This window comes from Ramlibacter sp. (genome assembly GCF_035548915.1).
GTDB lineage: Bacteria > Pseudomonadota > Gammaproteobacteria > Burkholderiales > Burkholderiaceae_C > Ramlibacter.
In genome coordinates, this window is the sequence record NZ_DASZSE010000028.1 from 46,635 (window position 1) to 71,697 (window position 25,063).

Here is a 25,063-nt window from a genome sequence, read left to right on the forward strand (position 1 = left end):
ATGAAGCGGCTGGTGCGCGCCGCGCTGCCTGCGCTGGCCCTCTTGTGCGGCGGCGCCTGGGCTGCCGAGGGCAAAGCGGTCCTCACGACCGAACACGTGCGAGCGGAACTGATGGCGCAGGCACCCGAAGGCGTGCAGCCCGGCAGCCCGGTCTGGCTGGGCCTGCAACTGAAGCACGCGAGCGGGTGGCACACCTACTGGAAGAACCCGGGCGATTCGGGGCTTGCGACCCAGCTGCAGTGGACGCTCCCCGAAGGCGTGACCGCGGGCGACATCGCGTGGCCCGTGCCGAAGAAGATTCCGATCGGCAATCTTGCCAACTACGGCTACGAAGACACCGTGCTGCTGCCGGTGCCCGTCACGATCGGGCCCGGCTTCAAGCCGTCGCTCCTGGGCGGCGACATGGAAGCCAAGCTGCATGCGCAGTGGCTCGTGTGCCAGAAGGAATGCATTCCCGAAGAAGGCGACTTCGTCCTCAAGATTGCGGCGAAGGGCTCGACCGCGCTGCACGCGAGGGAATTCGAAGAGGCGCTCGCCGCGCGGCCGAGGCCGGTGATCGCCGGCACGGGCGTGATCCCCGACAGCACCGCACGCATCGACGGCGATGCGCTGGCCGTCACTGTCCAGGGCCTGCCCGTGGAGGTGCGCGGCAAGACCCTCGAATTCTTCCCGGAAACCCCCGAAGTGATCGAACCGGGCGCGAGATGGACGCAGGCGTGGAACGGCGCCGCCTGGACCGCCCGCGTGCCGCTTTCCGCGCAGCGCAGCGGCAGGCCCGCAGCGATGCCGGTGGTGCTCGCGAGCGGGCCGGGACAGGGCTGGCGCGCCGAACTCGAGGTCGTGGGCGAATGGCCGAAGGTGGCGGCGGCCGCGGGCCTGTCGCCCGCGCTCGAGCAGGCGCTTCGCGGCAACGCATCGGCCCAGGCGCCTGCGCGCGCGCCCACTGCGTCGATAGGACTCGCAGCGGCGCTGCTTGGCGCGCTCTTCGGCGGACTCATCCTGAACCTGATGCCCTGCGTGTTCCCCGTGCTCGCGATCAAGGTGATCGGATTCACGAAGCATGCGAACGACCGGCGTGCGCACCGCCTGGCAGGCCTCGCGTATGCGGCGGGCGTGATCGTTTCATTCCTGGCCCTGGGCGGGCTCATGCTTGCCTTGCGCGCGGCGGGCGAACAGCTCGGCTGGGGTTTCCAGTTGCAGTCGCCCGGTGTGGTCGCCTCGCTCGCGGCGCTCTTCACCGTCATCGGATTGAACTTCGCCGGCCTGTTCGAATTCGGCTCGATCCTGCCGAGCCGCGTGGCGGCGTTGCAGGTGCGGCATCCGCTTGCGGATTCACTCCTCACCGGCGTGCTCGCGGTCGCCGTGGCGTCGCCTTGCACGGCACCCTTCATGGGCGCGTCGCTCGGATTCGCAATCGCGCTGCCGGCGGCCGAGGCACTCGTCGTCTTCGCGTGCATCGGCCTGGGCATGGCGCTGCCCTATCTCGCCGCAAGCTGGCTCCCGGCGGTCGCACGGGCGCTGCCGCGGCCCGGCCCCTGGATGGCCGTGTTCCGGCGTCTGATGGCGTTTCCGATGTTCGCCACGGTCGCCTGGCTCGTGTGGGTGATCGGGCACCAAAGCGGTATCGACGGCGCGGCGTCGCTGCTTCTGCTGCTCGTGGCGCTCGCGATGGTCGTGTGGGCGATCGGTCTCGCCGGCCGCGCGCGCGTGGCGATGACGACACTGTCGCTCGCGACGCTCGCATTGCTTGGCTGGGCCGCGGGCCCGTACGTCACCCAGGTGCAGGCCGCGCAAGCCACGGCCGCGGAAGGACCGTGGCAGCCGTGGGAGCCGGGCCGCGTCGAACAGGTGCTCGCGCAAGGCAAGCCGGTCTTCGTGGATTTCACCGCGGCCTGGTGCGTGACTTGCCAGTACAACAAGAAGACGACGCTCTCGAATGCCGATGTGCTCGCGGACCTCAAGGCGCGCGACGTCGTCATGCTGCGCGCGGACTGGACGCGGCGCGACCCGGCAATCACGGCCGCGCTCGCCGAGCTCGGGCGCAACGGCGTGCCGGTGTACGTGTTCTACAGAAACGGCAGCGCGCCCGTGGTGCTGTCGGAAGTGCTGGGTGTCGGAGAAGTCCGCTCGGCGATCGCGAAGCTCTGAAGAGATCCAATTCGAGGAGATCCTGGCCCTACAGGTGCCCGGTGACTGGCTCCCTCTCCCTCTGGGAGAGGAGCCAGTCACGGCGTGCCTACAACCGCAGCAGCGTGAGGCTCACGCCGAGCGCGACCAGCTGCGCGAGGTTGAGCGCGATCGCCGCGATGTGCACGCGGCGAAATCGCGCGATGGCGGCCACGTCGGATGCCGTCATCGTCGCGCGCAGCGTGTCCATTTCCGCGAGCACGATCCGCCGCGCGGCAAGCGTGAGTCCGAAAATCAGCGCCATCTCCACGGCGAAGCCCGCCTTGCCCGCGAGCGCGTAGCTCACCGCGCCCAGGGCGGCGAGCGCCGGCAGCGCGCGATAGTAGACGTTGAAGAAGCCGCGGATGAAGCGCGAGTCGAGCGGCGTGTCGTGTTCCAGCACGAGCAGCGGCACCGACCCCAGGAAGAAGTAGCCCATGCAGACGAGCGCGAGCACCGTCGCGATCAGGGCAAGCACCGTGAAGAAGAACATGCCGTCGCCTCCTGGGCGCGGATGCTGCCTTGGGCACCTTGCACGAACTTGACATAGACTGGGCGGCGATGAACACCATCGCCGATCTGCGGCGCATCCTCGCCGCCACGCGCACGATCGCCGTCGTCGGCCTGTCGCCGCAGTGGCACCGGCCGAGCTTCTTCGCGGCCAAGTACATGATGGAACACGGCTATCGCGTCGTCCCGGTGAACCCGACCGCGCGCGAGATCCTCGGGCAACGTTCGTACGCTTCGGTGACCGAAGCCGCCCGGGACCACGCGATCGACATGGTGGACTGCTTTCGCCGCAGCGAAGACATCCCGCCCATCGCCGACGAGGCGATCGCGATCGGCGCGAAGACGCTCTGGATGCAGATCGGCGTGGTCAACGAAACGGCGGCGGCCAAGGCGCGCGCCGCGGGCCTCGACGTGGTGATGGACCGCTGCGTGAAGATCGAACACGCGCGGCTCTTCGGCGGCTTGAACTGGGCGGGCGTGAACACGAAGGTGATCTCGTCGCGCCGCCCGCGGCACCTCTTCTACTGACATGGCCAGCCAGGACCGCGACCACGACTACGGGTTCGGCACCCGCGCCATCCACGCGGGCGCGATGCCCGACCCCGTGACCGGCGCGCGCGCGACGCCGATCCACCAGACCACGAGCTTCGTGTTCGATTCGGCCGAGCACGCGGCGTCGCTTTTCAACCTGCAGACCTTCGGCAACGTTTATTCGCGCATCGGCAACCCGACGGTCGCGGTGCTCGAAGAACGCGTCGCCTCGCTCGAAAACGGTCGCGCCGCCCTCGCCTGCGCCACCGGCATGGCGGCGCAGATGACTGCGCTGCTCGCGATCCTGAAGGCGGGCGACCACATCGTGGCGGCGTCCACGCTCTACGGCGGCACTGTGGGCCAGCTCGGCGTCGGCTTCCAGCGGCTCGGCATCGAAACCACCTTCGTCGATCCCGAAGACCCGGACAACTTCCGCCGCGCGATTCGGCCGACCACGCGGGCGCTCTACGGCGAGACGCTCGGCAACCCGCTCGTGAACGTGTTCGACATCGAAGCGACGGCGCGCATCGCGCACGACCACGGCCTGCCGCTGGTCGTCGACAACACGGTCGCCTCGCCCTATCTGTGCACGCCGTTCGCCTTCGGCGCCGACATCGTCGTGCACAGCGCGACCAAATACCTTGGCGGCCACGGCACGACCATGGCCGGCGTGATCGTGGAATCGGGCAAGTTCGACTGGAGCTCGCCCCTTGCGCGCGACAAGTTTCCCGAGATGCTCGAGCCGAGCCGCGCCTACCACGGCGTGAAGTTCTACGAGACCTTCGGCGACTTCGGCTACACCATGAAGGCGCGCATGGAGGTGAACCGGACCTTCGGCGCATCGCTCTCGCCGCTCAATGCGTGGCTGATCCTGCAGGGCATCGAGACGCTGCACCTGCGCATGCAGGCCCACTGCCGCAACGCGCAGCGGATCGCCGAGCACCTTCAGGATCATCCGCGCGTCTCGTGGGTGAACTATCCCGGACTCGAGTCGTCGGCACATCACGCGCTCGCGAAGAAGCAGTTCCGCGAGATCGACGGCCGGCCCGGGTGCTCGGGCATCCTCACCTTCGGCATCCGCGCTGCCGACCCCGCGCGCGCCGGCGAACGCTTCATCGATGCCTGCGAATTCCTGAGCCACCTCGCCAACATCGGCGATGCGAAGACGCTCGTGATCCACCCCGCATCGACCACGCACCGGCAGCTGAACGACGAGGAACTCGCGCGCGCCGGCGTGCGGCCCGACATGGTGCGGCTCTCGGTGGGCATCGAGGAGGTCGAGGACATCCTCTGGGACATCGACCAGGCGCTTGAAAAGGCCGTCTCATGACGGCTTCGGCAAAGCCAGCCAGATGAAGAGTCCCGGGATCGGCACGCGCTGGTCTTCGCGGATCGGACGCGATTCGATGTGCCTCGCTTCGAAGCCATGCGCCTGGGCGAGCCTCAGCAGATACGCCCGCGAATGCGCATAGCGCAGGCTCGGACGCAGCACGAAACCGGCCGCCGCTTCGCTCTCTTCGCCCGCTTCGACCGTGAAGCAGAAGAGTCCGCCCGCTTCGAGCACGCGAGCCACGCCGGCGAATACGGGTTCGAGGTCGCCGAGATAGGCGAACACGTCGGCGGCGATCACCGCCTCGTACCGATGCCGAGCCTGCTGCAGGGCCAGCACGACGTCGACTTGATCGAGTTCGCTGTACACGCGAAGCGCGCGCGCCTTTTCCAGCATCGCGCCCGAAACGTCGACGCCGTCGATGGCATCGCAAAGAGGCGCGAGCGCCGCGCCGCACAGGCCCGTGCCGCAGCCGAGGTCCAGCGCACGGCGAAAGTGCCTTCCCTCGGCGGCGATGCGTGCCGCGAGCACGCCCGGCGCGTCGTAGCGCAACTGCTTCACGAGGTGCGAGTCGAATTCCCCCGCGTAGGAGTCGAAGAGCGACTGCACGTAGCCGCCCGGCGAGGACAGCGGCGCATCGTTGCCGCCGAGCGCCGCCAGGTAGTACGAGTTCAGCTCGCGGTCCGCTCCGTGGGCGAGCGCCTGCTCGAACGACAGCCGCGCTTCGGCCAGAAGCCCCATCTCGCGCAGCACGTTGCCGCGGTAGCTCCATGCGGCGCCTTGCGCGGGCCGCAGCGTCAACGAGCGGTCGAAATCGCGCAGCGCCTCCTCGTGCCGGCCGAGCGAGGCGAGCGCCGTCGCGCGCTGGCTCAACGCCTCGACGTTGTCCGGCTCCTGCGCGAGCGCCTGGTCCAGCACGACGAGGGCATCGGCCGCGCGTCCGAGCTTCAGGCGGACGGCCCCCAGGTTCGTGAGCGTCGACACCCGCCCGGGGACGAGCGCGAGGGCTTCGGCGAATCGCCACTCCGCCTCGGCGTAGCGGCCCGCCTGGTACTCGGTCACGCCGCGCAGGAAGAGCTCGCGGCCCCATTCGAAGGATTCGTCCATTCCCGCCCCGTGAGTCCCCGTTTCGCCGGTATTGCGTCGCGACGCATCATAGGTCCTGCGACAATCGCGCCATGACCGCCCCGCTGAAAAACGACGTGTTCCTGCGCGCCTGCCTGCGCGAGGCCACGCCCTACACGCCCGTGTGGCTGATGCGCCAGGCCGGCCGCTACCTGCCGGAGTACCGCGCGACGCGCGCGCGCGCGGGCAGCTTCATGGGGCTCGCGACCGACCCGGGGTTCGCCACCGAAGTCACGCTGCAGCCGATCGACCGCTACGGTCTCGATGCGGCCATTCTCTTTTCCGACATCCTCACGGTGCCCGATGCGATGGGCCTGGGCCTGGGCTTCGCCGAGGGCGAAGGGCCGCACTTCGCGCATCCGGTACGCGATGAGGCCGCCGTCGCGGCGTTGCGCGTGCCCGATCTCGAAAAGCTGCGCTATGTGTTCGACGCAGTCGCATCGATCCGCCGCGCGCTCGACGGACGCGTGCCCCTGATCGGCTTTTCAGGCAGCCCGTGGACTCTCGCGTGCTACATGGTCGAAGGCGCGGGCTCGGCCGACGACTGGCGCGGCGTGAAGAGTCTCCTGTACAGCCGGCCGGATCTCATGCATCGCATCCTTGACGTGAACGCGGAGGCGGTGTGCGGCTACCTGAATGCGCAGATCGATGCGGGCGCGCAAGCCGTGATGGTGTTCGACAGCTGGGGCGGCGCGCTTGCCGACGGCGCGTTCCAGGAATTCAGCCTCGCCTACACGGCGCGCGTGCTTGCGGGCCTGAAGCGCGAACACGAAGGCGCCACCATCCCCCGCATCGTTTTCACCAAGGGCGGCGGCCTCTGGCTCGACGAGATGGAACAGCTCGATTGCGACGTGCTCGGCGTCGACTGGACCGTGAACCTGGGACACGCGCGCGAGCAGGTCGGCCGATCGAAGGCGTTGCAGGGCAATCTCGACCCGGCGGTCCTCTTCGCCTCGCCCGCGGCGGTCGCCGCGCAGGCGAAACATGTGCTCGAATGTTTCGGCCCGCCGCATGCGGGTGCGCAGCCCGGGCCCACCCACATCTTCAATCTGGGCCACGGCATCAGCCAGCACACACCGCCTGAGAACGTTCAGGCACTCGTGGATGCGGTGCATTCACATTCCCGGCACATGCGATCCGAGGATGCGAGCCGAGCCCCTCGTCATCAGGTCCTTCCCTAGGTTCCCATGCAGTCCGCAACTTGACTTATGCACAAAATTTGTGTCACGGGACGCCTTGCCAATGGACGGCGCGCGCGCGCCGCTCCGAAATCAGTAGCAGTCGCAACTCCTTGATTTTCAAAGAATTTGATTTGTGCACGGAAAGCGCACCGGTGAGCCAAGCCCTTGATTTTCCGGGCTCCGCGCGGGGGCGGGCGCTTCCTATCAACAAAGTTATCCACACGAATGCGGCCGGCCGGGCAAAGCGCTTTCGAATCAACGACTTAAAGTCGATTTCGCAATCCGGCCTGAGCTTGGGCCGCTGAACCGATGGCCACGATGGCCCATCGCGCCGCGGTTGTCGTGCCGACGCCGGCTCACAGTTCACTCGCGGCCCCTCTCACGTATCGGAGTGAGCTTGCACTTGCGCCCGGTACATTGGTGCGGGTGCCGCTCGGGCGGCGCGAGGTGCTCGGCATCGTCTGGGACGGCGAGCCGCAAGCCGCCGGCGCGGAAGAAAAGGCGGTGAGCGGCGCGCTCGACGGCATCGCGCCACTCACCGAGAGCTGGCGACAGCTCGTTACCTTTTCGGCCGCGTACTATCAGCGCGGCATCGGCGAACTGGCGCTGGCTGTGTTGCCGCCGCAACTGCGTGAGCTCGGCCCGGCTCAACTCGCGCGCCGGCTGAAGCGCCGGTCCGAGCGCATCGCGCCATCGGCTTCAACGCGCCGCACCGGGCCCGAACTCACCGTTCAGCAAAGGGAAGTGCTCGAGTCGCTGCGCGGCGAACCCGGCACGTCGCTCCTCTTCGGCGCCACCGGCAGCGGCAAAACCGAGGTCTATCTGCGAGCCGTCGAGCGCGTGCTGGACGAGGACGCGCGGGCCCAGGCACTCGTGCTCGTGCCGGAAATCAATCTCACGCCGCAACTGCTCGCGAGATTCGTCGAACGCTTCGGAGAGGACTCGGTCGTGCCGATGCACAGCGGCATGACGCCGCCCCAGCGGCTTGCGGCGTGGCTGGCCGCGCATCTCGGTGACGCGCGCATCGTGCTCGGCACGCGCATGGCGGTGTTCGCGTCGATGCCGCGACTGAAGCTCGTCGTCGTCGACGAAGAGCACGACCCGAGCTACAAGCAGCAGGAAGGCGCGCGCTATTCCGCGCGGGACCTCGCCGTGTGGCGCGGCAGGTCGGAAGGCGCGCAGGTGATCCTCGGCTCGGCCACGCCTTCGCTCGAATCCTGGCTCGCGGCCGAACGTCGACGCTACCGGCGGCTCGACATGCCGGCACGGGTCGGCGAGGGCACCCTGCCCGCGGTGCGGCTGGTCGACATGAACCTGCAGCCGAAGGGAACCGTGTTTTCCGCGCAGCTGCTGCAGGCCCTGCGCGAGCGCATCGCGCGCGGCGAGCAGTCCCTCGTCTTTCTCAATCGCCGCGGCTACGCGCCGGTGCTCGCCTGCACCGCCTGCGACTGGAAAAGCGAGTGTCCGCACTGCAGCGCGTACCGTGTCTTCCACAAGATCGACCGCAGCCTGCGCTGCCACCACTGCGGCTTCACGGAGCGAGTGCCGCGCGCCTGCCCGGCCTGCGGCAACGTCGACATCGCGCCCTTCGGCCGCGGGACCGAGCGTCTCGAGGAACAACTCGCCGCGCTGCTGGCCGATGCGCTTCGCCCGAATGGCGAGCCCGCGCGCATCGCGCGCATGGACGCCGACACGACCCGCGGCCAGGGCGCGCTCGAGCGGCAGCTCGCCGAAGTTCACGCGGGCGAAGTCGACGTGCTCGTGGGCACGCAGATGGTGACCAAGGGGCACGACTTCCGGCGCATCACGCTCGTGGCCGCGGTGAACGCGGATGCCGCGCTCTTTTCCTCCGATTTCCGTGCGCCCGAGCGGCTCTTCTCGCTGCTCATGCAAGCCGCGGGCCGCGCCGGGCGCGACGCCGGGCAGGCGATCGCGAGCGAGATGTGGGTGCAGACGTGGCATCCGCGCCATGCGCTGTTCGCGGCGCTCGCGCGCCACGACTATCCCGGCTTCGCAGCGCGGCAGCTGAAGGAACGCGAGCAAGCCGGAATGCCGCCCTTCGCCTTCCAGGCGCTGCTGCGCGCCGAAGCGCGCACTCAGGAGACGGCGCAGGGTTTTCTGAACGGGGCGGCCGAGGCGGCGCACGCGTTGCCCGGCGCGCACGGCGTGAGCATCTATTCGGCAGTCCCGATGGCGGTGCAGCGCGTCGCGAACGTGGAGCGCGCGCAGCTGCTGGTGGAGTGCGCCTCGCGCGCCGCGCTGCAACGCTTCCTCGCGCAGTGGCAGCCTGCGCTGCACACGCTGCGCCCGAAGGGCCTCATCCGCTGGGCGATCGACGTCGATCCGCTCGTCGTCTGACCTCACCCGCCCTTCATCTTCAGCGCCTCTTCGTAGAGCGCGTTGCGCGGCTCGCCGCTGATCTCGGCGGCGAGCTTCACCGCCGTCCTGAGCGGCATTTCGTCCAGCAGGATTCTGAGCACCCGTTGCCCTTCGCCGGCTTCGGCGCTTCGCTCCACCGGATGCAGCAAGAGCGCGAATTCGCCGCGCGTGCGCTGCGGCGAGGCTTCGAGCCACGCGGCGAACGCGTCGCAGCGCAGCGTGGCGATTTCCTCGAATTGCTTGGTGAGTTCGCGCCCGACCGTGAGGCCGCGCTCGCCCAGCGCCGCGAGCGAGCGCGCGAGCGCCTCGATGCGGTGAGGCGCTTCCAGGAGCACGACGGCCCGCGGCTCGGCGCGCAGAGCTTCGACCGCGGCGTCGCGCTCGCCCGCCTTCGCGGGCAGGAAGCCGGCGAAGACGAACGCCCCTTCGTGGCCCACCGCGCCGGCGGCGCTCAGCAGCGTTGTCACGCTGCTCGCACCGGGGATGGGGACGACGCGCAGCCCCGCCTGCCGGACCGACGCGGCAAGCCGCGCTCCGGGATCGCTCACCGCGGGCGTGCCCGCGTCACTCACGTAGGCGATGCGCTCGCCCGCCCGCAGGCGCCCGATCACGGCCTCGGCCGCTTCCCGCTCGTTGTGTTCGTGCAATGCGATGAGCGGCCCCGTCTTCTCGATGCCCAGGTGTCGCAGCAGGGCCTGCGTGTGCCGCGTGTCCTCGCATGCGATCGCGTCGGCCAGCCGCAGCACGTGAAGCGCGCGCAGGGTCACGTCGGCCAGATTGCCGATCGGGGTCGCGACGACGAAAAGCGCGCCGTCCGGATAATGCTGCTGCCCCGCCGCGGCTTTGGCGGCATCGAGGGCCGATGCGAAAGATGCGCCCAATCCAGTTCCCCCGCGGCCGAAGCAGCGTGCCGGCCGCCACCACCAAGGCCGCCGGCGACGCGGCCGAGGAGCGCGCGCTCGCGCACCTGCGCGAACGCGGCCTCGTGCTGGTCGCGCGCAATTATCGGACGCCCGGACGCGGCGGCGGCGAGATCGACCTCGTCATGCGCGAGGCCGACGGCACGCTCGTCTTCGTGGAAGTGCGCGGACGCGCGAGCGCGAGGTACGGCGGCGCCGCCGCGAGCATCGGCCACGCGAAGCGGCGGCGCATCGTGTTCGCGGCTCGCCACTTCCTCACGCGCCTCGCCGCGCCCCCGCCATGCCGCTTCGACGTGGTGAGCCTAGAGGCAGGCGGCATCGAGTGGCTGAAGGCCGCCTTCGACGCGGGCTGAACGCAAAAAGGGGCCCGGCCGTTGCGCAGGGCCCCTGGCAAGCCGACGCGAGGCGCGATCAGTTGCGGTCGTGGCGCGGCTTCATCGGCGCGGGCGCCGGCTGCGGCTGCGCCTCGGGCGCGGGCGGTGCGCCCATGGCCTGGCTTTCCTGCGGCTGGGCCGGCTCGGCCTGTGCCACTTGCGGCGCGGGCTGTTCGACGGCGGCGGTCTGCTGCTCGGTCTGAACCTGCGCGGTCGCGACACGGTCGATCAGGCCCGGCACGCCCGTCTCGCCCATCGACGTCAGGTGCGTGCTCTGCTGGCCCGCGCCGAGCGCGGGGTTGGTGATGAAGGGGTTGGGCGGAACGCCCTGCGCCACGGCCACGCCCAGCACGGCGACGGCGGAGGCCCCGGCCACGAGGCCGGCGATTTTCGTGAAACGAGACATGCGACTTCTCCTGTGAGTAATGAAACCTGCGGGCCGCTGGGCCAGCCATGCCAAGGGTAGTGAGCGGCAGCAACGCCGGAGTCAGCCTCCCGCGTCACCTGTTGTCGGGGCAGGTCGCCGCGCGCGTCGGTGAGGGCAAGGCGGGCGCGTCCGATGACGCCTACACGCCTCGGGCGGCGTGTGTGGGCTCGTTGCGGCGCGTAAGAAGGCGTTGCCTCTGCCGCCGCCATGCGGGGGCCGCGCCATGCGGCGTTCGCATCCATATTTGTCCAAATTCATCCGGTGGCGGTCGCGCAGCGGGCATCGCTCAGCTATCATGGAGGCGCCGAACGAGACCTCCGAACGAACAAGACCTTCGCATGACCAAGACCACCGCAGTTGCGCGGCCGCGCGCCGCCGCGCGCGCCATGGACGATGCCTCCACCGGCGACCCGGCGATCCAGGTGCTGCGCCGTTTCCGGCTGGTGTTCAACGCGGTGAAGACCCATTTCCGCCAGGTCGAGAAGAAGGCGGGGCTCGGCGGCGCGCAGGTGTGGGCGCTGGCCGTCGTGCGGGACAGGCCCGGCATCGGCGTGAGCGAACTCGCGCGGGCGATGGACATCCACCAGTCCACCGCGAGCAACCTGATCCGGGCCCTGGTCGAACAGGAACTGGTCGCGGCTTCCAAGACCGGCACCGACCGCCGCGCGGTGCAACTGCGCGTGCTGCCCGCGGGCGGACGCGTGCTCAAGCGCGCGCCCGCGCCCTTCACCGGTGTATTGCCCGAGGCCCTGCGCAGCCTCGACCGGCCGACGCTGAAGCGGCTCGACCGCGACCTCGCCCGCCTCATCGAGCTGCTCGGCGGCGACGAACGCGCGGCCCACCTTCCGCTTTCGGACGATATCGGCTGAGACCGCCGCGGATCGTTGCGACGCTTTACTTGCCGGGTGACCATCTCCTGAATCGGCGCAACGCCCAGCCGTTATCATCGCGAGCGACATGCTCGAGCAACGCATCCAGCAGAATTTCATCGACAGCGCGGATCTGAAGTACCAGGCCGCGCAGACCTTGAGCAAGCCGATCGCCGCCGCGGTGCAGGCCGTGCTCGCCTGCGTCACGAGCGGCGGCAAGGTGCTTGCCTGCGGCAACGGCGGCTCCGCCGCCGACGCGCAGCATTTTTCCGCCGAATTCGTGGGCCGCTTCGAGCGCGAGCGGCCCGAGCTCGGGGCGATCGCGCTCACGACCGACAGCTCGATCCTCACGGCGATCGCGAACGACTACGACTACGAGCGCGTGTTCGCGAAGCAGGTGCGCGCGCTCGGGCAGGCGGGCGACGTGCTGCTCGCGCTTTCGACGAGCGGCAACTCCGCCAACGTGATCGCCGCCGTGGAGGCCGCGCACGAACGCGAAATGACGGTCGTCGCGCTCACCGGACGCGGCGGCGGCAGCCTTGCCGGGCTCTTGCGCGAGACCGACGTCCATATCTGCGTGCCGCACGAACGCACGGCGCGCATCCAGGAAGTGCACATCCTCGCGCTGCACTGCATCTGCGACGGCGTGGATGCGCAGTTGCTGGGCGAACAGGAAACCCCCCCATGACATCGTCGCGATTGAAGTCCCTCGTCCTCGTGTCCTCGCTCGCATGCGCCGCGCTCGCGTCGCTCGCCGCCTGCGCGCCGCTCGTGATCGGCGGCGCCGCCACCGCGGCGCTCATGGTGACGGACCGCCGCACCACGGGCACCGTCGTGGAGGACGAACGCATCGAGCTGCGCGGCGGCAGCCTCATGCGCGAAGCCTTCGGCGACCGCGCGCACGTGAACGTCACGAGCTACAACCGTTCGGTGCTTCTCACCGGCGAAGTGCCCGATGCTGCGGCGAAGCAGCGCGCCGAGCAGCTCGTCGCGCGCATCCAGAACGTGAAGGGCGTCGTGAACGAAACCGCCGTCCTCGGCACGACCACGCTCGCGCAGCGCTCCAACGACGTGCTGATCACGGGCAAGGTGAAGGCGTCGCTCGTCGATGCGGCCGACCTCAACGCCAATGCATTTCGCGTGGTGACCGAACGCGGGATCGTCTACCTGATGGGGCTCGTGACCCAACGCGAAGCGGAGCGCGCGACACGCATCACGCGCAACGTGGGCGGCGTGCAGCGCGTCGTGCGCATCTTCGAATACATCGGCGAAGACGAGCTGCGCCGCTCCGAAGCGGCCGCGCCCGCGCGGCCGGCCAGCGGCAGCCGCTGAACCGCGGGGTGCCCGGCCTCGCGCGTCGGGGCACGCAGCGCCCAGAGCTGCGCGGCCGTCCTGCGAACGGCCGCGCCATGCACATCGGGTTTGCGCTGAATTCTCTTCAGCGCAGCCGCCGGATCAGGCTGGACGTGTCCCAGCGGCTGCCGCCCATGCCCACGATGTCGGCGTAGAACTGGTCCACGAGCGCCGCCACCGGCAGCCGTGCGCCGTTGCGGCGCGCTTCGTCGAGGCACAGACCGAGGTCCTTGCGCATCCACGCGACCGCGAAGCCGAAGTCGAACTTGTCGGCGATCATCGTCTTGCCTCGGTTGTCCATCTGCCAGCTCTGAGCCGCGCCCTTGCCGATCACTTCCAGCACCTGGTTCATGTCGAGCCCGGCCTTCTGGCCGAACGAGATCGCCTCCGACAAGCCCTGCACGAGACCCGCGATCGCGATCTGGTTGACCATCTTCGTGAGCTGGCCCGCGCCCGGGTCTCCCATGAGCGTGAAGGCGCGCGAGAAGGCCATCGCGATCGGTCGGGCCGCCTCGAACGGCGCGGCTTCGCCGCCGCACATGACGGTGAGCAGGCCGTTCTGCGCGCCGGCCTGACCGCCCGACACCGGCGCGTCCACGAACTGCAGGTTGCGGTCCTTCGCGGCGCGATAGAGCTCGCGCGCGACGTCGGCCGAAGCGGTGGTGTGATCGATCAGCACCGCCCCCGCCTTCATGCCGGCGAAGGCACCTTCTTCGCCCAGCACCACGGAGCGCAGATCGTCGTCGTTGCCCACGCAGCAGAAGACGAAATCGCAGCCGGCCACGGCTTCGCGCGGCGTGGCCGCCGATGCGCCGGTGTATTCGCCGCACCAGGCGAGCGCCTTGTCGGCGCTTCGGTTGTAGACCGTCACCTTGTGGCCGGCGAGCGCGAGGTGGCCGGCCATCGGAAAGCCCATCACGCCGAGGCCGAGGAAGGCCACGCGGCGCGGCGCGGTGGGCTCGTATTGCTTGGGGTTGGTGGAAGCCATGAATTTCAGACGATCGCGAGGTGCTCCGTGCCTGCCGACAGGTCCTGCGTCTTCGCGCGCTGCGAATTGAGCTTGATCTGCAGGCGCAAGTCGTTGAGCGAATCGGCGTTGCGCAGCGCATCCTCGTAGGTGATGACGTTGTTCTCGTACTGGTCGAAAAGGGCCTGGTCGAATGTCTGCATGCCGAGGTTGCGGCTTTTCTTCATGATCTCCTTGATCTCGGAGACCTCGCCCTTGAAGATCAGGTCGGAGATGAGCGGCGAGTTCAGCATGATTTCCACCGCCGCCGCGCGGCCCTTGCCGTCTTGCTTCGGGATGAGCCGCTGCGAGATCATCGCCCTCAGGTTGAGCGACAGGTCCATCAGAAGCTGAGCGCGGCGCTCCTCGGGGAAGAAGTTGATCACGCGATCCAGCGCCTGGTTCGCGCTGTTGGCGTGCAGCGTGGCCATGCACAGGTGGCCCGTTTCGGCGAAGGCGATGGCGTGTTCCATCGTCTCGCGGTCGCGGATTTCGCCCATCAGGATGACGTCGGGCGCCTGCCGCAGCGTGTTCTTGAGGGCCGCTTCCCAGCTGTCGGTGTCGAGCCCCACTTCGCGCTGCGTCACCACGCAGTTCTTGTGCGGATGCACGAATTCCACCGGGTCCTCGATCGTGATGATGTGGCCGTAGCTGTTCTCGTTGCGCCAGTCGATCATCGCGGCGAGCGTGGTCGATTTGCCCGAGCCCGTGGCCCCCACCAGAATGCACAGGCCGCGCTTGGCCATCACGACTTCCTTCAGCACCTGCGGCACGCCCAGGCCGTCGATGGTCGGCAGCACCTGCGGGATCACCCGCAGCACCATGCCGACTTTCGCCTGCTGCACGAAGGCATTCACGCGAAAGCGCCCGATGCCCGGCGGCGAGATCGCGAAATTGCATTCCTTGGTGCGCTCGAACTCGGCGGCCTGCTTGTCGTTCATGATCGAGCGCGCGAGGGCCAAGGTGTGCCCGGCATTCAGCGGCTGGGGCGAGACCTTCGTCACCTTGCCGTCGACCTTGATCGCCGGTGGGAAGTCGCCCGTGATGAAGAGGTCGCTGCCGTTCCTGCTGACCATCAGCTTCAGCAGGTCGTTGATGAACTTAGTCGCCTGGTCTCGTTCCATGTTTCATCCTTCGGGCCGGATGCCCGCACCTCTTCCCCGTTGCCTTACTGTCTGATCCCCGTCTTGTCTTTGCTCGAGTTCGCGCCTGTCGTCCTATCTGCGCTGGTCCGACAGCCGCGCGCCCACCGCGCGCAGCCGCATCGACAGCTTGCGGGCGAGCAGCGTCACGAGCGCGCCCGCGAGCTGCGGCTCGCCATTCATCATCTCGTCCATGGCCTCGGCGTGCAAGATCGCGATTTCGCAATCCGTGAGCGTCGTGCACACCGAAAATCGCGTGCCGCCGTCGAGCAGCGACATCTCGCCCAGCACGTCGCCCGGGCGCACCTCGGCGAGGCGCACCTGCTCGCCCCAGGGCTGGCGACGGTCCACGACGATCTGGCCGTCCAGCAGCACGATCATGAAGTTGGCGTATTCGTCCTGCCGGATCACGTCGCGGTCCGCGGGCACCGATGCGAACTCGAAGTATTTCTCGAGCCGGCCGAGCACCTTCTGCAGATGCTGGAAATATTTGTCGCGCGACCAGAGCGCCTGCAGGCGCTCCATGCCGCGGCGCGGGGCGAGGCGCTTCGCGCCGACTTCGACGGCGCGCGCGTCCCAGGGCACCAGCAGCGACGGATCGGCCCCGTGTTCGCCGAACGCCGAGGCGAAGAGCTCCGAGTCGCCGGGGTCGCCTCCGTCGCCCTTTTCGCCAATGCCTCGTTTCATGATCATCGTTCGCCCCCGCCGTCGGCCCCCCGGCGCTCAGCCCGGGAAGTTCTCCGGGATCTTCGCCTTGCTGCGCGCCTCGGCCGGGCTGATGACGTTGCGCTTCACGAGATCGGTGAGGTTCTGATCCAGCGTCTGCATGCCGAAGTTGTTGCCGGTCTGGATCGCCGAATACATCTGCGCGACCTTCGCCTCGCGGATCAGGTTGCGGATGGCCGAGGTGCCGATCATGATTTCGTGCGCGGCGACCCGGCCGTTGCCGTCCTTCGTCTTGCAAAGCGTCTGCGAGATCACGGCCTGCAGCGACTCCGACAGCATCGCGCGGATCATTTCCTTTTCTTCGGCGGGAAACACGTCGATGATCCGGTCGATCGTCTTGGCCGCGCTCGACGTGTGCAGCGTGCCGAACACGAGGTGGCCCGTCTCGGCGGCGGTCATCGCGAGGCGAATCGTCTCCAGGTCGCGCATTTCACCCACGAGGATCGCGTCGGGGTCTTCGCGCAACGCCGACTTCAGCGCCGCCGCGAACGAAAGCGTCATCGGCCCGACCTCACGCTGGTTGATGAGGCACTTCTTGGACTCGTGCACGAATTCAATCGGGTCTTCGACGGTGAGGATGTGCCCGTATTCCGTCTCGTTCAGGAAGTTGATCATCGCCGCGAGCGTGGTCGACTTGCCCGAGCCCGTCGGGCCGGTCACCAGCACCATTCCGCGCGGCTTGAGCGCGAGGTCGGCGAAGATCTTGGGCGCGTTCAACTGCTCGAGCGTGAGGATCTTGGACGGAATCGTGCGGAACACCGCGGCCGAGCCCCGGTTCTGGTTGAACGCATTGACGCGAAAACGCGCGAGCCCCTCGATCTCGAAGGAGAAGTCGCATTCCAGGAATTCCTCGTACTGCTTTCTCTGGGTGTCGTTCATGATGTCGTACACCATGGCGTGCACCTGCTTGTGGTCGAGCGGGTCGACGTTGATGCGGCGCACGTCCCCGTGCACGCGGATCATCGGCGGCAGCCCGGCCGAGAGGTGGAGGTCCGATGCCTTGTTCTTGACGCTGAATGCGAGCAGCTGGGTAATATCCACGACTTATCCCTTTGGTTCACGGCGCCGCGACAAAAAAGCCGCGCCGCAGGCGAGGAAGCGGCGGCCAGGCGCCTCGCGCACCATGCGGGCCATTATGACGACGATCGGTAACAACCTCCAGAGCGTTCGCGAGAGGATCATTCGGGCCTGCGAAGCGGCAGGGCGGCCCGTGGAAGATGTCACGCTCCTTGCCGTCTCGAAGACCTTCGGCGCCGATGCGGTGCGGCAAGCGTGCGACAGCGGGCAGCGCGCCTTCGGCGAGAACTACATCCAGGAGGCGGTGGAGAAGATCGAGCTCCTGGCCGACCTGCCGCTCGAATGGCATTGCATCGGGCCGATCCAGAGCAACAAGACGCGCCTCGTTGCGCAGCATTTCGACTGGGCCCAGACGGTGGACCGGCTGAAGATCGCCGAGCGGCTCGCGCTGCAGCGGCCCGAAGGCCGGCCGCCGCTATGCGTGTGCGTCCAGGTGAACATCGACGGCGGGGCGAGCAAGGCAGGCGTCGCGCCGGAGGATGCGCTCGCGCTCGCCCGCGAGATCGCGCAGCTGCCGCGCCTTCGGCTGCGCGGCCTCATGACCATTCCCGAGCCGGCAAGCGACTTCGCGGCACAGAAGGCCGTGCATCTGCGAGCGAAGGCGCTCTTCGACGAGCTACGCGAGGCCGGCTTGCCGCTCGACACGCTTTCGATGGGGATGACGGCGGACCTCGAGGCCGCGATCCACGCCGGCAGCACGATGGTGCGGGTCGGAACGGCGATCTTCGGAGCGCGGGGCGGCAAGGCCGGGGCATGATGTGCGCGTTCGCGCGACGGCGAACGGGGAATGAGGGACGGGGAACGCCCTGGATTCCCGCCTGCGCGGGAATGACGAAGCCGGGGCGCGCTTGTGCCTGGGTCGGAATTCCCGCGCGCCAGCTACCGCCTGGGCGCCTGCATCGGCTGGATGTTGCCGCAATCGGCCGAGAGCCACCTGCCCGAGCCTTCCATCGTCATGCTCTGCGACCGGCCCTGCACCTGCGTCGTGACGTTCATGCGGCTCGCGTAGGCGTCCGGGCCCATGGAGGTGAATTCGCCGTCGCCCGTGGAAGGCGGATTGCTGCAGGCGAAAGCGACCTTCGTGACGTTGCCGTTGCGGCTCGACTGCGTGACCGAGCAGCCCTCCCGCATCGGCACGTCGTTGCGCGCGACCTGCTCCTTGCTCATGCAGACCTTGACGGTGGTGCCGCCGCCGCGCCCCTGGCCCGGCATGCTCATGCCGCGCTGCGCCATCACGGCTTCCATCTGACGGCGCTGCTCGGGGGGCATGCTGGCGAGCTGCTGCGCGAGCTGCGACTGCGCGGCGTCGAGCTGCGCATTGCCGCCCATCTTGCTCGTGATCTCCCACAGCCCCGGCTTCAACTGCGCGGCAGCAGGCAGGCTGAGCGCGGCGAGCGCGGCCGCCGCAGCGTGGTACTTGATGCGCATGACTCCTCTCCTTCGCAAAATGACGCATTGTGCAGTCGCGCGCGATCGCTCCCGATGAGAGATTTCCCGCGCGGCGGCCTCAGTGCGACGGTGCGCCGAAGGGGTTCATGCCCGCCTGCGGCGCCGGCGCCGATTCCGCGCGCTGCTGCGCGAGCCGGAACGCCGCGACGGCTTCTTCCAGCGTGCGCGCACCGGCGACGCCGGCAGGCGGCGCGTTCGAGGCTTCGCGCTGCGCGCGCTGCGCCTGCGCGGCCTTGCGCGACTGTTCCACGCGATCGATGAATTCCTGCATGGCCGCGGAGGCCGCGGCGCGGCGTGCCGCGGCCTGCGCTTCCGGCTGCGCCAGCGCGCCGGCGACTGGCACCGCTGTCAGCTGCGAGGCGTCCGCCGGTGTCACGGGCTCGGCGGGCGCCCGGGCCGCATCGGCCGGGCGGGACAACGCGGTCGCGGGCCCGATGCGCGCCGCGGCAGGCGCTTCAGGCGCCGCCCGATAAACGAGCCATGCCACGACCGCGCCGAAGGTTGCGAGCACCGCGAGCACGACTGCCCGGTAGGGGCTTCCCGAGGGCGACCGCATCGCCCGGCTAATTCTTCGCCGGCAGGCCGATGAGCATCGCGGGGTCTTCGGGACGCCCGAACTTCACGCCGCCGCCCTTCGGCACGGCCTGGATCGCGCCCGAATTGGTCTGATTGGAAATCGAGTTGACCGGTGCGATGCCGACCGAGCCGTCGTTGAACACGGTGAGCTCGAACACCGTCCACAGATCCTTGGGCCCCGTGAAGCCGCTCGCGGGCGGCGTGTAGGTATAGCTCGCGCCGTTGCCGAATTCGAGCCGCACCGATGCCCCCGACGTGCCGATGTTGGCGGCTCCGGCATAGTGATGGACCGAGTAGCGGTAGACGCCCGGCTTCAGCAGGGTCTGCGTGCCGGTGGCGGGACAGGTGATGGTCTCCGGACCGAACGACGTCACGTCGTCGACGTCCAGCGCGCAGATGCCGCCCGCGGTCTTGTTGGCGTAGTAGACGTGCCAGCGGCCGCCCGCGCCGTCCGGCCCGGTGAGGTGCGAGTCGAGGTCCGACGGGTCCGCGCCCCACGTGAGGATGATGCGGAACTGGCCCGAGGCGAGCCCGCCGCTGTTGGAGCCGACCGGCGACATCGCGATCGAGACCGGCGTGCTCACGTTGCACGCGAGGGAAGCCGCGCGGCCCGATGAGACGTAACCCGACGCCACCACGGTGAAGGAGACGAAGCTCTGCGGCAGCGTCGTGAACGTCGCGATTCCATCCTGGTTCGTGGTGGCCGTCTGCGACGCGGCCAGCACGGTGGCGCCGGAGATCGCCTGGCCCGTCACCGCATTGCGTACCTGGACCTGAGCCGCCGCGCAGTTGTAGTCGCCGCCGAAGCGCGTGAGCCCGCTCGGCACGAGGTGCAGCGTGACCGGGTCGAAGCGCCAGGTCACGTTGAAGTCGAATTCCTGCGTGGTGAAGGTGCCCGGCTGGAACGGATTTTCCACGGGCACGAGCAGGTGCATGTTCTCGATGAGTACCTCGTCGTGCGAGATGCCCGTGCCATGCGAGTTCGAAAAATCGATGTTGAGCTGTGCCCGTGCGCCGCCCGCGACGAGCGAGAGTGCGAGCGCGAGCACCCGGATGAATACGGAATGCCACTTCATGATGTTCTCCTTCCAGTGAAACCAGCCTCAACCGGCAAGTATGAGCATCTCGCGCGGCCGAGCCAACCCCAATTTCGAGGGGATTGATGCGCCGCAAGGTTCGGCTCGGACCCGTCCGACAGCGGCCGGGCACGTGAGCCGACTCGCGCGCGCCCAGCGCGACCGCACACTGGCGCGGCAAACGAAGGAAGCGAAGGAAGCATCACCATGGCCTACAGCAGCATCGTCGGCGCGGACCGCGCGCCGGAGCAGCCTTCAGGACGCGACGCCGAACGGCTCGGGCCGAGCGACAACTCCGACAGCGGCAGCGACACCATCGGAACCCGCGAGCGCCGGGCCGACAGCGACGCCGAGGGCACGGGCGAGCGCGGCGCCGTCGCGGGCGCCGACGCGATCGAAGGCGGCGACATCCTGCCCGACCGCGTCGTGAACCTCGCGGAAGGCGAAGGCTTTCCCGAAGCCGACCCCGACTCGCAGGAATTCACCGACCTCGACAGCGAAGAGCCGCAAGACACGGACGACGACGAAGGGCCGGCGGCATGACCGCGGCCGCGCGGGCGAGAGCGCGCCGCGCGGCCATCACCCCCGCGCGCCTGCGCCGGACGCTGAAGGAGCGCTTCGGCATCTCGCGGCTGCGCCCGGGCCAGCAGCGCGTGATCGACCGCGTGCTGCAGGGGCTTCCCACGCTCGCGATCATGCCCACCGGCGCGGGCAAGTCGCTTTGCTACCAGCTGCCCGCCGTCCTGCTGCCCGGGCGAACCGTCGTGGTGTCGCCGCTTATCGCGCTCATGAAGGACCAGTGCGAGACACTGCGCTCGCTCGGCATCGCCGCGGTGCAGGTGAATAGCGCAACCGGCAGCGACGAAGAAAGGGCGGCCGAAGCTTCGGTCGCCGATGGCTCCGCGCGTATCGTCATGACGACGCCCGAGCGCCTGGCCGAGCCCGCGTTCCTCGAACTGCTGGGCTCGCATCCCGTGAGTCTGCTCGCGGTCGACGAGGCGCACTGCATCTCCCAGTGGGGCCACGACTTCCGGCCCGCGTTTCTCGAAGTGGGGCCCGCGCTGGCGCGCCTCGGGCGACCCACCGTGCTCGCGCTCACCGCGACGGCCGGCGAAGACGTTGCGCGCGACTTGCGCGAGCAGCTGGGCATTCCGCCCGAGGGCGTGGTCAACACGAGCAGCTACCGCCCCAATCTCGACCTGCGCGTCGAGCCGATCGCCAGGCCGCAAGACAAGCTCGAACGCACGCTGAAGCTCGTGCGCGGCAGCGAGGGCAGCGGCCTCGTCTATTGCGCGACGATTCGCGCGGCGCATGCGGTTCACGAGGCGCTCACGGCCAGAGGCGAGTCGGCCGGCCTCTACCACGGCCGCCTGCCGCCGGCCGAACGGCACGCGATGCAGGAACGCTTCATGGCCGGCGAACTGCGCGTCATGGTAGCCACCAACGCCTTCGGCCTGGGCATCGACAAGCCCGACATCCGCTTCGTGATCCACTACCAGCTCACACCGCGCATCGAGGCCTACTACCAGGAGGCCGGGCGCGCGGGGCGCGACGGCGCGCCCGCGCGCTGCACGCTGCTCTACCTGCGCGGCGACAAGGCCATCCAGCAGTTCTTCATGGTCGGGCGCTACCCGAGCGCCGAGGATGCGATCGCTTTGCACCAGGCCCTGCACGAGGCGCCGCCCGGCGCGAAGGCGTGGACGCTCGCGCTCCTGCAAGGGCGGCTCGCCCGTGCGCGCAGCAAGCTGCAGGTCGCCCTGGGCCTGATGCGGCGCAGGGGAATCGTGCGGCAGGACTCGGGTGGCGGCATCTCGCTTGCGAATGGCGGCATCGCAAGCGCCGTGCTGGGCGAGCTCATGGCGGCCTACGAAACCAAGCGCGCGCAGGACCGCGAAGCGCTCGAGCAGATGGTGGCCTACGCGCAGACCGGTCAGTGCCGCTGGCGCGTGCTGCTGGACGAGATGGACGAAGGCGCGCCCTTCGAGCGTTGCGGCCACTGCGACAACTGCAGGCGCATCGCCGCGCACGAGAAAGTGCTCGATCAGCTCGAAAAGGAGCCTCTCGGCGGGCATGCGGCCGATGCGGCGCAGGGTGCCTGCGCCTGGCGGCGCGGCGACATCGTGCGGGTGCGCCGCTTCGGCCGCGGCATCGTGGAGCAGGCGAGCACGCAGGAAGTCACGGTGAAATTCGCGGACGGGAGCCGGCGGGCGTTCCTGCCTGAATTTGTTTCGCGCCAGTAGCGCAGGACGCGGCCGAGCCGAGCTTGGCCGAGCCGGCGTAGAGTCCTGCCGCCGCGGCGAAGCCCGTGGAGAACGCCACCAGCGCCACGAGCGCCATGCCGCGCTGCGAGCCGCCCTTGCGGCGATGTTCACCCTCGCGGGAAAGCAGCAGTTGCTGCATCATCGCTTCGGCTTGCGCATGCGCGCTCGTGCCGGGGGAAGTCGTGGATGCGGCCGCCTTCGCTGCGGCGGCCTGGGCCGCGGCCGTCGCGCGAGCGCGCGCCTGCGCAAGCGCGACCTCTTGGGCATGCGCGGCTTCCGCCTTCGCGTACACCACGCCGCACGCCGGGCAGGCGTAGTCGGCACCCGTATCCGATTCGCTACGCGTGTAGCCGCATCTGATGCATGTTCTGGCCATGACGTCCCTCCACGGCGCGCCTCTCGCTTCGAACTCTAGCGCGAGCCTGCCCGGCTGCCACCGGCCGCTCTAGCGCGCGAGCGTCGACGCCCCGAACAGGCTCTGGATGAAATCCACCGCGAGCTCGGCCGTGCGGTTGCGCACGTCGAGCGCCGGATTGATCTCCACCACGTCGAGCGAGGCAAGCCGCCCCGTGTCCGCGATCATCTCCATGCACAGCTGCATCTCGCGATAAGTCGGCCCGCCGCGCACGCCGGTGCCCACGCCCGGCGCTTCCATCGGGTCGAGGCAGTCGAGGTCGAAGCTCACGTGCAGGTGCGTGTTCTCGTCCACGTCGGCCAGCACTTCGGTCATCGTGTGGCGCATGCCGTGCTCGTCGATGTGACGCATGTCGTAGACCGACAGGCCGAGGTCGCGGATCGCCCGCTTCTCTTCGGCATCCACGCTGCGAATGCCGATGAAGTCGATCTGATCGGGCGCGAGCGCCGCGCGCTCGCCGCTCCAGCCGACGAGCGCCGAGGGCCCGTGGCCCAGCAGGCACGCGACCGGCATGCCGTGCAGGTTGCCGCTCGGACTGATCGCTTCGGTATTCACGTCGCTGTGCGCATCGAGCCACACCACGCGCAGGTGCCTGCCCTGTTCGCGGCAGTGACGTGCCACCGCGCTGATCGAGCCGATGGCGAGACAATGATCGCCGCCCATGAGCACCGGCACGTGGCGTTCGGCCAGCGCCGCGGACACCGCGCCGAAGACCGCGCGATTCCACTCCACCACTTCGCTCAGGTGCCGCACGCCCAGCGACGGCGGCAGCCACGGATTGGGCGGGCCCGCGAGGTTGCCGCGATCGATCACATCGAGCAGATGACCGCGCAATCCTTCCACGATGCCGGCCACGCGCAGCGCATCCGGCCCCATGCCCGCGCCGCGCGTGCTCGCGCCGACGTCGGTCGGCGCACCGATGAGGCTCACCGTGGTCATCCGCACTGCTCCTTCGAAACGCGCACGCAACGCCCGCATTGTCGGTGACGCGCGGCGGTCGTGGTGCAACAGGACGCGCGCGGCACAGGAAGACGATCGGCACCGCCGCGACGCCCGGCCAGCCGAACGCCGGCGCAGGTCAGGCGAACTGAAGCTTGAACCCCGGCTTGCGTTCGCCCACCTGCGTGCCCTTCGTGTTCGCGATCGGTTCGCTGCGCCACGGCCTGAGCTCCTCGCGCTGGCGCGCGTCGAGCCAGCCGAGCTGATCGAGGACGGCAATGGTCGCGGCATTCACCGCGACCTTGTTGCCGTCGGCGATCTTCAGCGCGAAGGCCTGCCCGCGGCTCTTGCTCGCGAAAGCCTGCATGCCGTCGGCGCCGGCCTTGGTGACCCAGTCGCCCCGGCCCGCGCGCATGAAGGCGAGGTCGGCGCGGCCCGTGCCCGACACCAGCTCGGGATGCGAAGTCATCGCGTCCGACAAAAGCGCGAACGCCTCGCCGAATTCGGGATCGGCCGCGCCGCTCGCGAGCCGCGCATAGCCGCGCGCGAGCGCGGAAAGCGGCATCGCGTAATTCGGCGCCGAGCAGCCGTCGATGCCGATCTTCAGGTCCTCGGGACCGAGCCCCACGGCCGCGGCCACGTCGCGCCGCACGGCCTGCTGCACGGGGTGTCCCGGGGCGAGATAGTTGCCCACGGGCTGGCCGTTCTGCACGCAGCACGCGAGAAAGCCCGTGTGCTTGCCGCTGCAGTTGTGGCTGCGCTCGTCGTACGTTCCGGGCGCGGGCGGCGGCACCCCCATCGTCTCTGCGTAGTACGGCACGTGGCAGCCGCACTGCAGCTGCCGGTACGTGAGGCCGGCCTTGTCCAGCATGCCGGTCACCTGCTGGACGTGCATCGGCTCGCCGCTGTGGCTTGCGCACAGCATCGCGACGTCCTGTTTCGTGAAGTTGAAGAGGCGCGGACCGCCCGACCTCACGAACGGCAGCGCCTGCAGGGCCTTGAGCGTGGAGCGGGTGAAGCTCACCCACTCGGGGTCCGCGGCCGACGCGACCAGTTTGCCCTGCGTGTCGCACACGGCCACGGCGCCGAAGTGGATGCATTCGAGGGTGCCGCCTCGGTACAGCTCGATCAGGGGGACCAGTCCGCTCATCGGGGGGATTATCGGGCTTGGCCTTGTCGCGCGCATGACCTTCGGCGAATTGCGCGCGGACTTACCATCGCCGCGATGACG

General features: G+C 69.1%; 26 protein-coding genes. 12 read left to right on the plus strand and 14 right to left on the minus strand.

The window, feature by feature from the left end:
- Nucleotides 1–2,148 (plus strand): protein-disulfide reductase DsbD family protein, encoded by a 2,148-nt coding sequence (locus tag VHA82_RS08890; protein ID WP_414708639.1) that lies wholly within the window; start codon nt 1–3, stop codon nt 2,146–2,148.
- Nucleotides 2,149–2,236: 88 nt separating this feature from the next.
- Here VHA82_RS08890 and VHA82_RS08895 read toward each other — a convergent pair whose 3' ends face one another.
- Nucleotides 2,237–2,659, minus strand: a complete 423-nt coding sequence (locus VHA82_RS08895; protein ID WP_325542615.1) for a hypothetical protein — start codon at nt 2,657–2,659, stop codon at nt 2,237–2,239.
- Between the two features lie 68 nt (nt 2,660–2,727).
- On the opposite strand from VHA82_RS08895, the gene VHA82_RS08900 reads away from it, so the two are divergent.
- Complete coding sequence (locus VHA82_RS08900) at nt 2,728–3,204, plus strand: CoA-binding protein (RefSeq protein ID WP_325542617.1); 477 nt, start codon at nt 2,728–2,730, stop codon at nt 3,202–3,204.
- 1 nt (nt 3,205) lies between these two features.
- Nucleotides 3,206–4,537 (plus strand): O-acetylhomoserine aminocarboxypropyltransferase/cysteine synthase family protein, encoded by a 1,332-nt coding sequence (locus VHA82_RS08905; RefSeq protein ID WP_325542619.1) that lies wholly within the window; start codon nt 3,206–3,208, stop codon nt 4,535–4,537.
- On the opposite strand, the gene VHA82_RS08910 is transcribed toward VHA82_RS08905, so the two are convergent.
- On the minus strand, nt 4,532–5,644 hold the full coding sequence (locus tag VHA82_RS08910) for a methyltransferase (protein ID WP_325542621.1): 1,113 nt from the start codon (nt 5,642–5,644) through the stop codon (nt 4,532–4,534). The two genes, VHA82_RS08905 and VHA82_RS08910, sit on opposite strands and share 6 nt — an antisense overlap.
- Before the next feature lie 71 nt (nt 5,645–5,715).
- Between VHA82_RS08910 and hemE the strand changes: the two genes are divergently transcribed.
- Together hemE and priA are read left to right on the plus strand one after the other, a co-directional pair.
- Nucleotides 5,716–6,843 (plus strand): uroporphyrinogen decarboxylase, encoded by a 1,128-nt coding sequence (hemE, locus tag VHA82_RS08915; protein WP_325542623.1) that lies wholly within the window; start codon nt 5,716–5,718, stop codon nt 6,841–6,843.
- A gap of 318 nt (nt 6,844–7,161) precedes the next feature.
- Complete coding sequence (priA, locus tag VHA82_RS08920) at nt 7,162–9,201, plus strand: replication restart helicase PriA (RefSeq protein WP_325542625.1); 2,040 nt, start codon at nt 7,162–7,164, stop codon at nt 9,199–9,201.
- 2 nt (nt 9,202–9,203) lie between these two features.
- Here priA and rsmI read toward each other — a convergent pair whose 3' ends face one another.
- Nucleotides 9,204–10,103, minus strand: a complete 900-nt coding sequence (gene rsmI, locus VHA82_RS08925; protein WP_325542627.1) for a 16S rRNA (cytidine(1402)-2'-O)-methyltransferase — start codon at nt 10,101–10,103, stop codon at nt 9,204–9,206.
- Here rsmI and VHA82_RS08930 point away from each other — a divergent pair.
- Nucleotides 10,094–10,495 carry a YraN family protein gene (locus VHA82_RS08930; protein WP_325542630.1) on the plus strand — a complete coding sequence of 134 codons (402 nt, stop codon included), beginning with the start codon at nt 10,094–10,096 and terminating at the stop codon, nt 10,493–10,495. The genes rsmI and VHA82_RS08930 overlap by 10 nt on opposite strands.
- A gap of 58 nt (nt 10,496–10,553) precedes the next feature.
- Here VHA82_RS08930 and VHA82_RS08935 read toward each other — a convergent pair whose 3' ends face one another.
- A complete protein-coding gene (locus tag VHA82_RS08935) occupies nt 10,554–10,922 on the minus strand; it encodes a hypothetical protein (RefSeq protein WP_325542632.1) in 369 nt (122 codons plus the stop codon).
- Nucleotides 10,923–11,281: 359 nt separating this feature from the next.
- Here VHA82_RS08935 and VHA82_RS08940 point away from each other — a divergent pair, with 359 nt between their 5' ends.
- The 3 genes from VHA82_RS08940 to VHA82_RS08950 all read left to right on the plus strand — a co-directional run bounded on the left by VHA82_RS08940 (nt 11,282) and on the right by VHA82_RS08950 (nt 13,144).
- Entirely contained in the window at nt 11,282–11,812 is a 531-nt protein-coding gene (locus tag VHA82_RS08940; RefSeq protein WP_325542634.1) for a MarR family winged helix-turn-helix transcriptional regulator, read from the plus strand.
- 88 nt (nt 11,813–11,900) lie between these two features.
- A complete protein-coding gene (locus VHA82_RS08945; protein WP_325542636.1) occupies nt 11,901–12,500 on the plus strand; it encodes a phosphoheptose isomerase in 600 nt (199 codons plus the stop codon).
- Nucleotides 12,497–13,144, plus strand: a complete 648-nt coding sequence (locus VHA82_RS08950) for a BON domain-containing protein (RefSeq protein ID WP_325542638.1) — start codon at nt 12,497–12,499, stop codon at nt 13,142–13,144. The genes VHA82_RS08945 and VHA82_RS08950 overlap by 4 nt, the downstream gene beginning before the upstream one ends.
- A 106-nt stretch (nt 13,145–13,250) precedes the next feature.
- Here VHA82_RS08950 and VHA82_RS08955 read toward each other — a convergent pair whose 3' ends face one another.
- From VHA82_RS08955 to VHA82_RS08970, 4 genes are all read right to left on the minus strand, one after another.
- On the minus strand, nt 13,251–14,153 hold the full coding sequence (locus VHA82_RS08955) for an NAD(P)-dependent oxidoreductase (protein ID WP_325542640.1): 903 nt from the start codon (nt 14,151–14,153) through the stop codon (nt 13,251–13,253).
- Between the two features lie 5 nt (nt 14,154–14,158).
- Complete coding sequence (locus VHA82_RS08960) at nt 14,159–15,295, minus strand: PilT/PilU family type 4a pilus ATPase (RefSeq protein WP_325542642.1); 1,137 nt, start codon at nt 15,293–15,295, stop codon at nt 14,159–14,161.
- A gap of 93 nt (nt 15,296–15,388) precedes the next feature.
- The gene (locus VHA82_RS08965) at nt 15,389–16,000 is read right to left on the minus strand and encodes a Crp/Fnr family transcriptional regulator (protein ID WP_325542644.1); all 612 of its coding nucleotides are present in this window, start codon (nt 15,998–16,000) and stop codon (nt 15,389–15,391) included.
- A 36-nt stretch (nt 16,001–16,036) separates the two neighbouring features.
- A complete protein-coding gene (locus tag VHA82_RS08970; RefSeq protein ID WP_325542646.1) occupies nt 16,037–17,080 on the minus strand; it encodes a type IV pilus twitching motility protein PilT in 1,044 nt (347 codons plus the stop codon).
- Nucleotides 17,081–17,174: 94 nt separating this feature from the next.
- Here VHA82_RS08970 and VHA82_RS08975 point away from each other — a divergent pair, with 94 nt between their 5' ends.
- Nucleotides 17,175–17,873: a YggS family pyridoxal phosphate-dependent enzyme gene (locus VHA82_RS08975; RefSeq protein ID WP_325542648.1), complete on the plus strand. Its 699-nt coding sequence runs from the start codon at nt 17,175–17,177 to the stop codon at nt 17,871–17,873.
- Nucleotides 17,874–17,995: 122 nt separating this feature from the next.
- Here the strand turns inward: VHA82_RS08975 and VHA82_RS08980 are convergent, their stop codons facing one another.
- From VHA82_RS08980 to VHA82_RS08990, 3 genes are all read right to left on the minus strand, one after another.
- On the minus strand, nt 17,996–18,544 hold the full coding sequence (locus VHA82_RS08980; protein WP_325542650.1) for a DUF3617 domain-containing protein: 549 nt from the start codon (nt 18,542–18,544) through the stop codon (nt 17,996–17,998).
- Nucleotides 18,545–18,623: 79 nt separating this feature from the next.
- Nucleotides 18,624–19,121 carry a hypothetical protein gene (locus tag VHA82_RS08985; protein ID WP_325542652.1) on the minus strand — a complete coding sequence of 166 codons (498 nt, stop codon included), beginning with the start codon at nt 19,119–19,121 and terminating at the stop codon, nt 18,624–18,626.
- Nucleotides 19,122–19,128: 7 nt separating this feature from the next.
- Nucleotides 19,129–20,217: a hypothetical protein gene (locus VHA82_RS08990; protein WP_325542654.1), complete on the minus strand. Its 1,089-nt coding sequence runs from the start codon at nt 20,215–20,217 to the stop codon at nt 19,129–19,131.
- Between the two features lie 207 nt (nt 20,218–20,424).
- On the opposite strand from VHA82_RS08990, the gene VHA82_RS08995 reads away from it, so the two are divergent.
- Both VHA82_RS08995 and VHA82_RS09000 read left to right on the plus strand, forming a co-directional pair.
- Nucleotides 20,425–20,760: a hypothetical protein gene (locus VHA82_RS08995; protein WP_325542656.1), complete on the plus strand. Its 336-nt coding sequence runs from the start codon at nt 20,425–20,427 to the stop codon at nt 20,758–20,760.
- Nucleotides 20,757–22,457: a RecQ family ATP-dependent DNA helicase gene (locus tag VHA82_RS09000; protein ID WP_325542658.1), complete on the plus strand. Its 1,701-nt coding sequence runs from the start codon at nt 20,757–20,759 to the stop codon at nt 22,455–22,457. The genes VHA82_RS08995 and VHA82_RS09000 overlap by 4 nt, the downstream gene beginning before the upstream one ends.
- Here VHA82_RS09000 and VHA82_RS09005 read toward each other — a convergent pair.
- The 3 genes from VHA82_RS09005 to VHA82_RS09015 form a co-directional block, all read right to left on the minus strand.
- Nucleotides 22,393–22,854 carry a hypothetical protein gene (locus VHA82_RS09005; RefSeq protein ID WP_325542660.1) on the minus strand — a complete coding sequence of 154 codons (462 nt, stop codon included), beginning with the start codon at nt 22,852–22,854 and terminating at the stop codon, nt 22,393–22,395. The two genes, VHA82_RS09000 and VHA82_RS09005, sit on opposite strands and share 65 nt — an antisense overlap.
- A gap of 69 nt (nt 22,855–22,923) precedes the next feature.
- The gene (rocF, locus tag VHA82_RS09010) at nt 22,924–23,832 is read right to left on the minus strand and encodes an arginase (protein WP_325542662.1); all 909 of its coding nucleotides are present in this window, start codon (nt 23,830–23,832) and stop codon (nt 22,924–22,926) included.
- Nucleotides 23,833–23,971: 139 nt separating this feature from the next.
- Nucleotides 23,972–24,982, minus strand: a complete 1,011-nt coding sequence (locus VHA82_RS09015) for an asparaginase (protein WP_325542664.1) — start codon at nt 24,980–24,982, stop codon at nt 23,972–23,974.
- Between the last annotated feature and the right edge of the window lie 81 nt (nt 24,983–25,063).

Bases quoted from the DNA above. Each gene is read 5' to 3' on its own strand.
- VHA82_RS08945 (WP_325542636.1), top strand. From the start codon at position 11,901: ATGCTCGAGCAACGCATCCAGCAGAATTTCATCGACAGCGCGGATCTG.
- VHA82_RS08940 (WP_325542634.1), top strand. From the start codon at position 11,282: ATGACCAAGACCACCGCAGTTGCGCGGCCGCGCGCCGCCGCGCGCGCC.
- VHA82_RS08995 (WP_325542656.1), top strand. From the start codon at position 20,425: ATGGCCTACAGCAGCATCGTCGGCGCGGACCGCGCGCCGGAGCAGCCT.
- VHA82_RS08955 (WP_325542640.1), bottom strand. From the start codon at position 14,153: ATGGCTTCCACCAACCCCAAGCAATACGAGCCCACCGCGCCGCGCCGC.
- VHA82_RS08950 (WP_325542638.1), top strand. From the start codon at position 12,497: ATGACATCGTCGCGATTGAAGTCCCTCGTCCTCGTGTCCTCGCTCGCA.
- VHA82_RS08965 (WP_325542644.1), bottom strand. From the start codon at position 16,000: ATGAAACGAGGCATTGGCGAAAAGGGCGACGGAGGCGACCCCGGCGAC.
- VHA82_RS08910 (WP_325542621.1), bottom strand. From the start codon at position 5,644: ATGGACGAATCCTTCGAATGGGGCCGCGAGCTCTTCCTGCGCGGCGTG.
- rocF (WP_325542662.1), bottom strand. From the start codon at position 23,832: ATGACCACGGTGAGCCTCATCGGTGCGCCGACCGACGTCGGCGCGAGC.
- VHA82_RS09015 (WP_325542664.1), bottom strand. From the start codon at position 24,982: ATGAGCGGACTGGTCCCCCTGATCGAGCTGTACCGAGGCGGCACCCTC.
- priA (WP_325542625.1), top strand. From the start codon at position 7,162: ATGGCCCATCGCGCCGCGGTTGTCGTGCCGACGCCGGCTCACAGTTCA.
- VHA82_RS08930 (WP_325542630.1), top strand. From the start codon at position 10,094: ATGCGCCCAATCCAGTTCCCCCGCGGCCGAAGCAGCGTGCCGGCCGCC.
- VHA82_RS08890 (WP_414708639.1), top strand. From the start codon at position 1: ATGAAGCGGCTGGTGCGCGCCGCGCTGCCTGCGCTGGCCCTCTTGTGC.
- VHA82_RS08900 (WP_325542617.1), top strand. From the start codon at position 2,728: ATGAACACCATCGCCGATCTGCGGCGCATCCTCGCCGCCACGCGCACG.
- VHA82_RS08985 (WP_325542652.1), bottom strand. From the start codon at position 19,121: ATGCGGTCGCCCTCGGGAAGCCCCTACCGGGCAGTCGTGCTCGCGGTG.
- VHA82_RS09005 (WP_325542660.1), bottom strand. From the start codon at position 22,854: ATGGCCAGAACATGCATCAGATGCGGCTACACGCGTAGCGAATCGGAT.
- VHA82_RS08905 (WP_325542619.1), top strand. From the start codon at position 3,206: ATGGCCAGCCAGGACCGCGACCACGACTACGGGTTCGGCACCCGCGCC.
- hemE (WP_325542623.1), top strand. From the start codon at position 5,716: ATGACCGCCCCGCTGAAAAACGACGTGTTCCTGCGCGCCTGCCTGCGC.
- VHA82_RS08935 (WP_325542632.1), bottom strand. From the start codon at position 10,922: ATGTCTCGTTTCACGAAAATCGCCGGCCTCGTGGCCGGGGCCTCCGCC.
- VHA82_RS08960 (WP_325542642.1), bottom strand. From the start codon at position 15,295: ATGGAACGAGACCAGGCGACTAAGTTCATCAACGACCTGCTGAAGCTG.
- VHA82_RS09000 (WP_325542658.1), top strand. From the start codon at position 20,757: ATGACCGCGGCCGCGCGGGCGAGAGCGCGCCGCGCGGCCATCACCCCC.
- VHA82_RS08975 (WP_325542648.1), top strand. From the start codon at position 17,175: ATGACGACGATCGGTAACAACCTCCAGAGCGTTCGCGAGAGGATCATT.
- VHA82_RS08895 (WP_325542615.1), bottom strand. From the start codon at position 2,659: ATGTTCTTCTTCACGGTGCTTGCCCTGATCGCGACGGTGCTCGCGCTC.
- VHA82_RS08990 (WP_325542654.1), bottom strand. From the start codon at position 20,217: ATGAAGTGGCATTCCGTATTCATCCGGGTGCTCGCGCTCGCACTCTCG.
- VHA82_RS08980 (WP_325542650.1), bottom strand. From the start codon at position 18,544: ATGCGCATCAAGTACCACGCTGCGGCGGCCGCGCTCGCCGCGCTCAGC.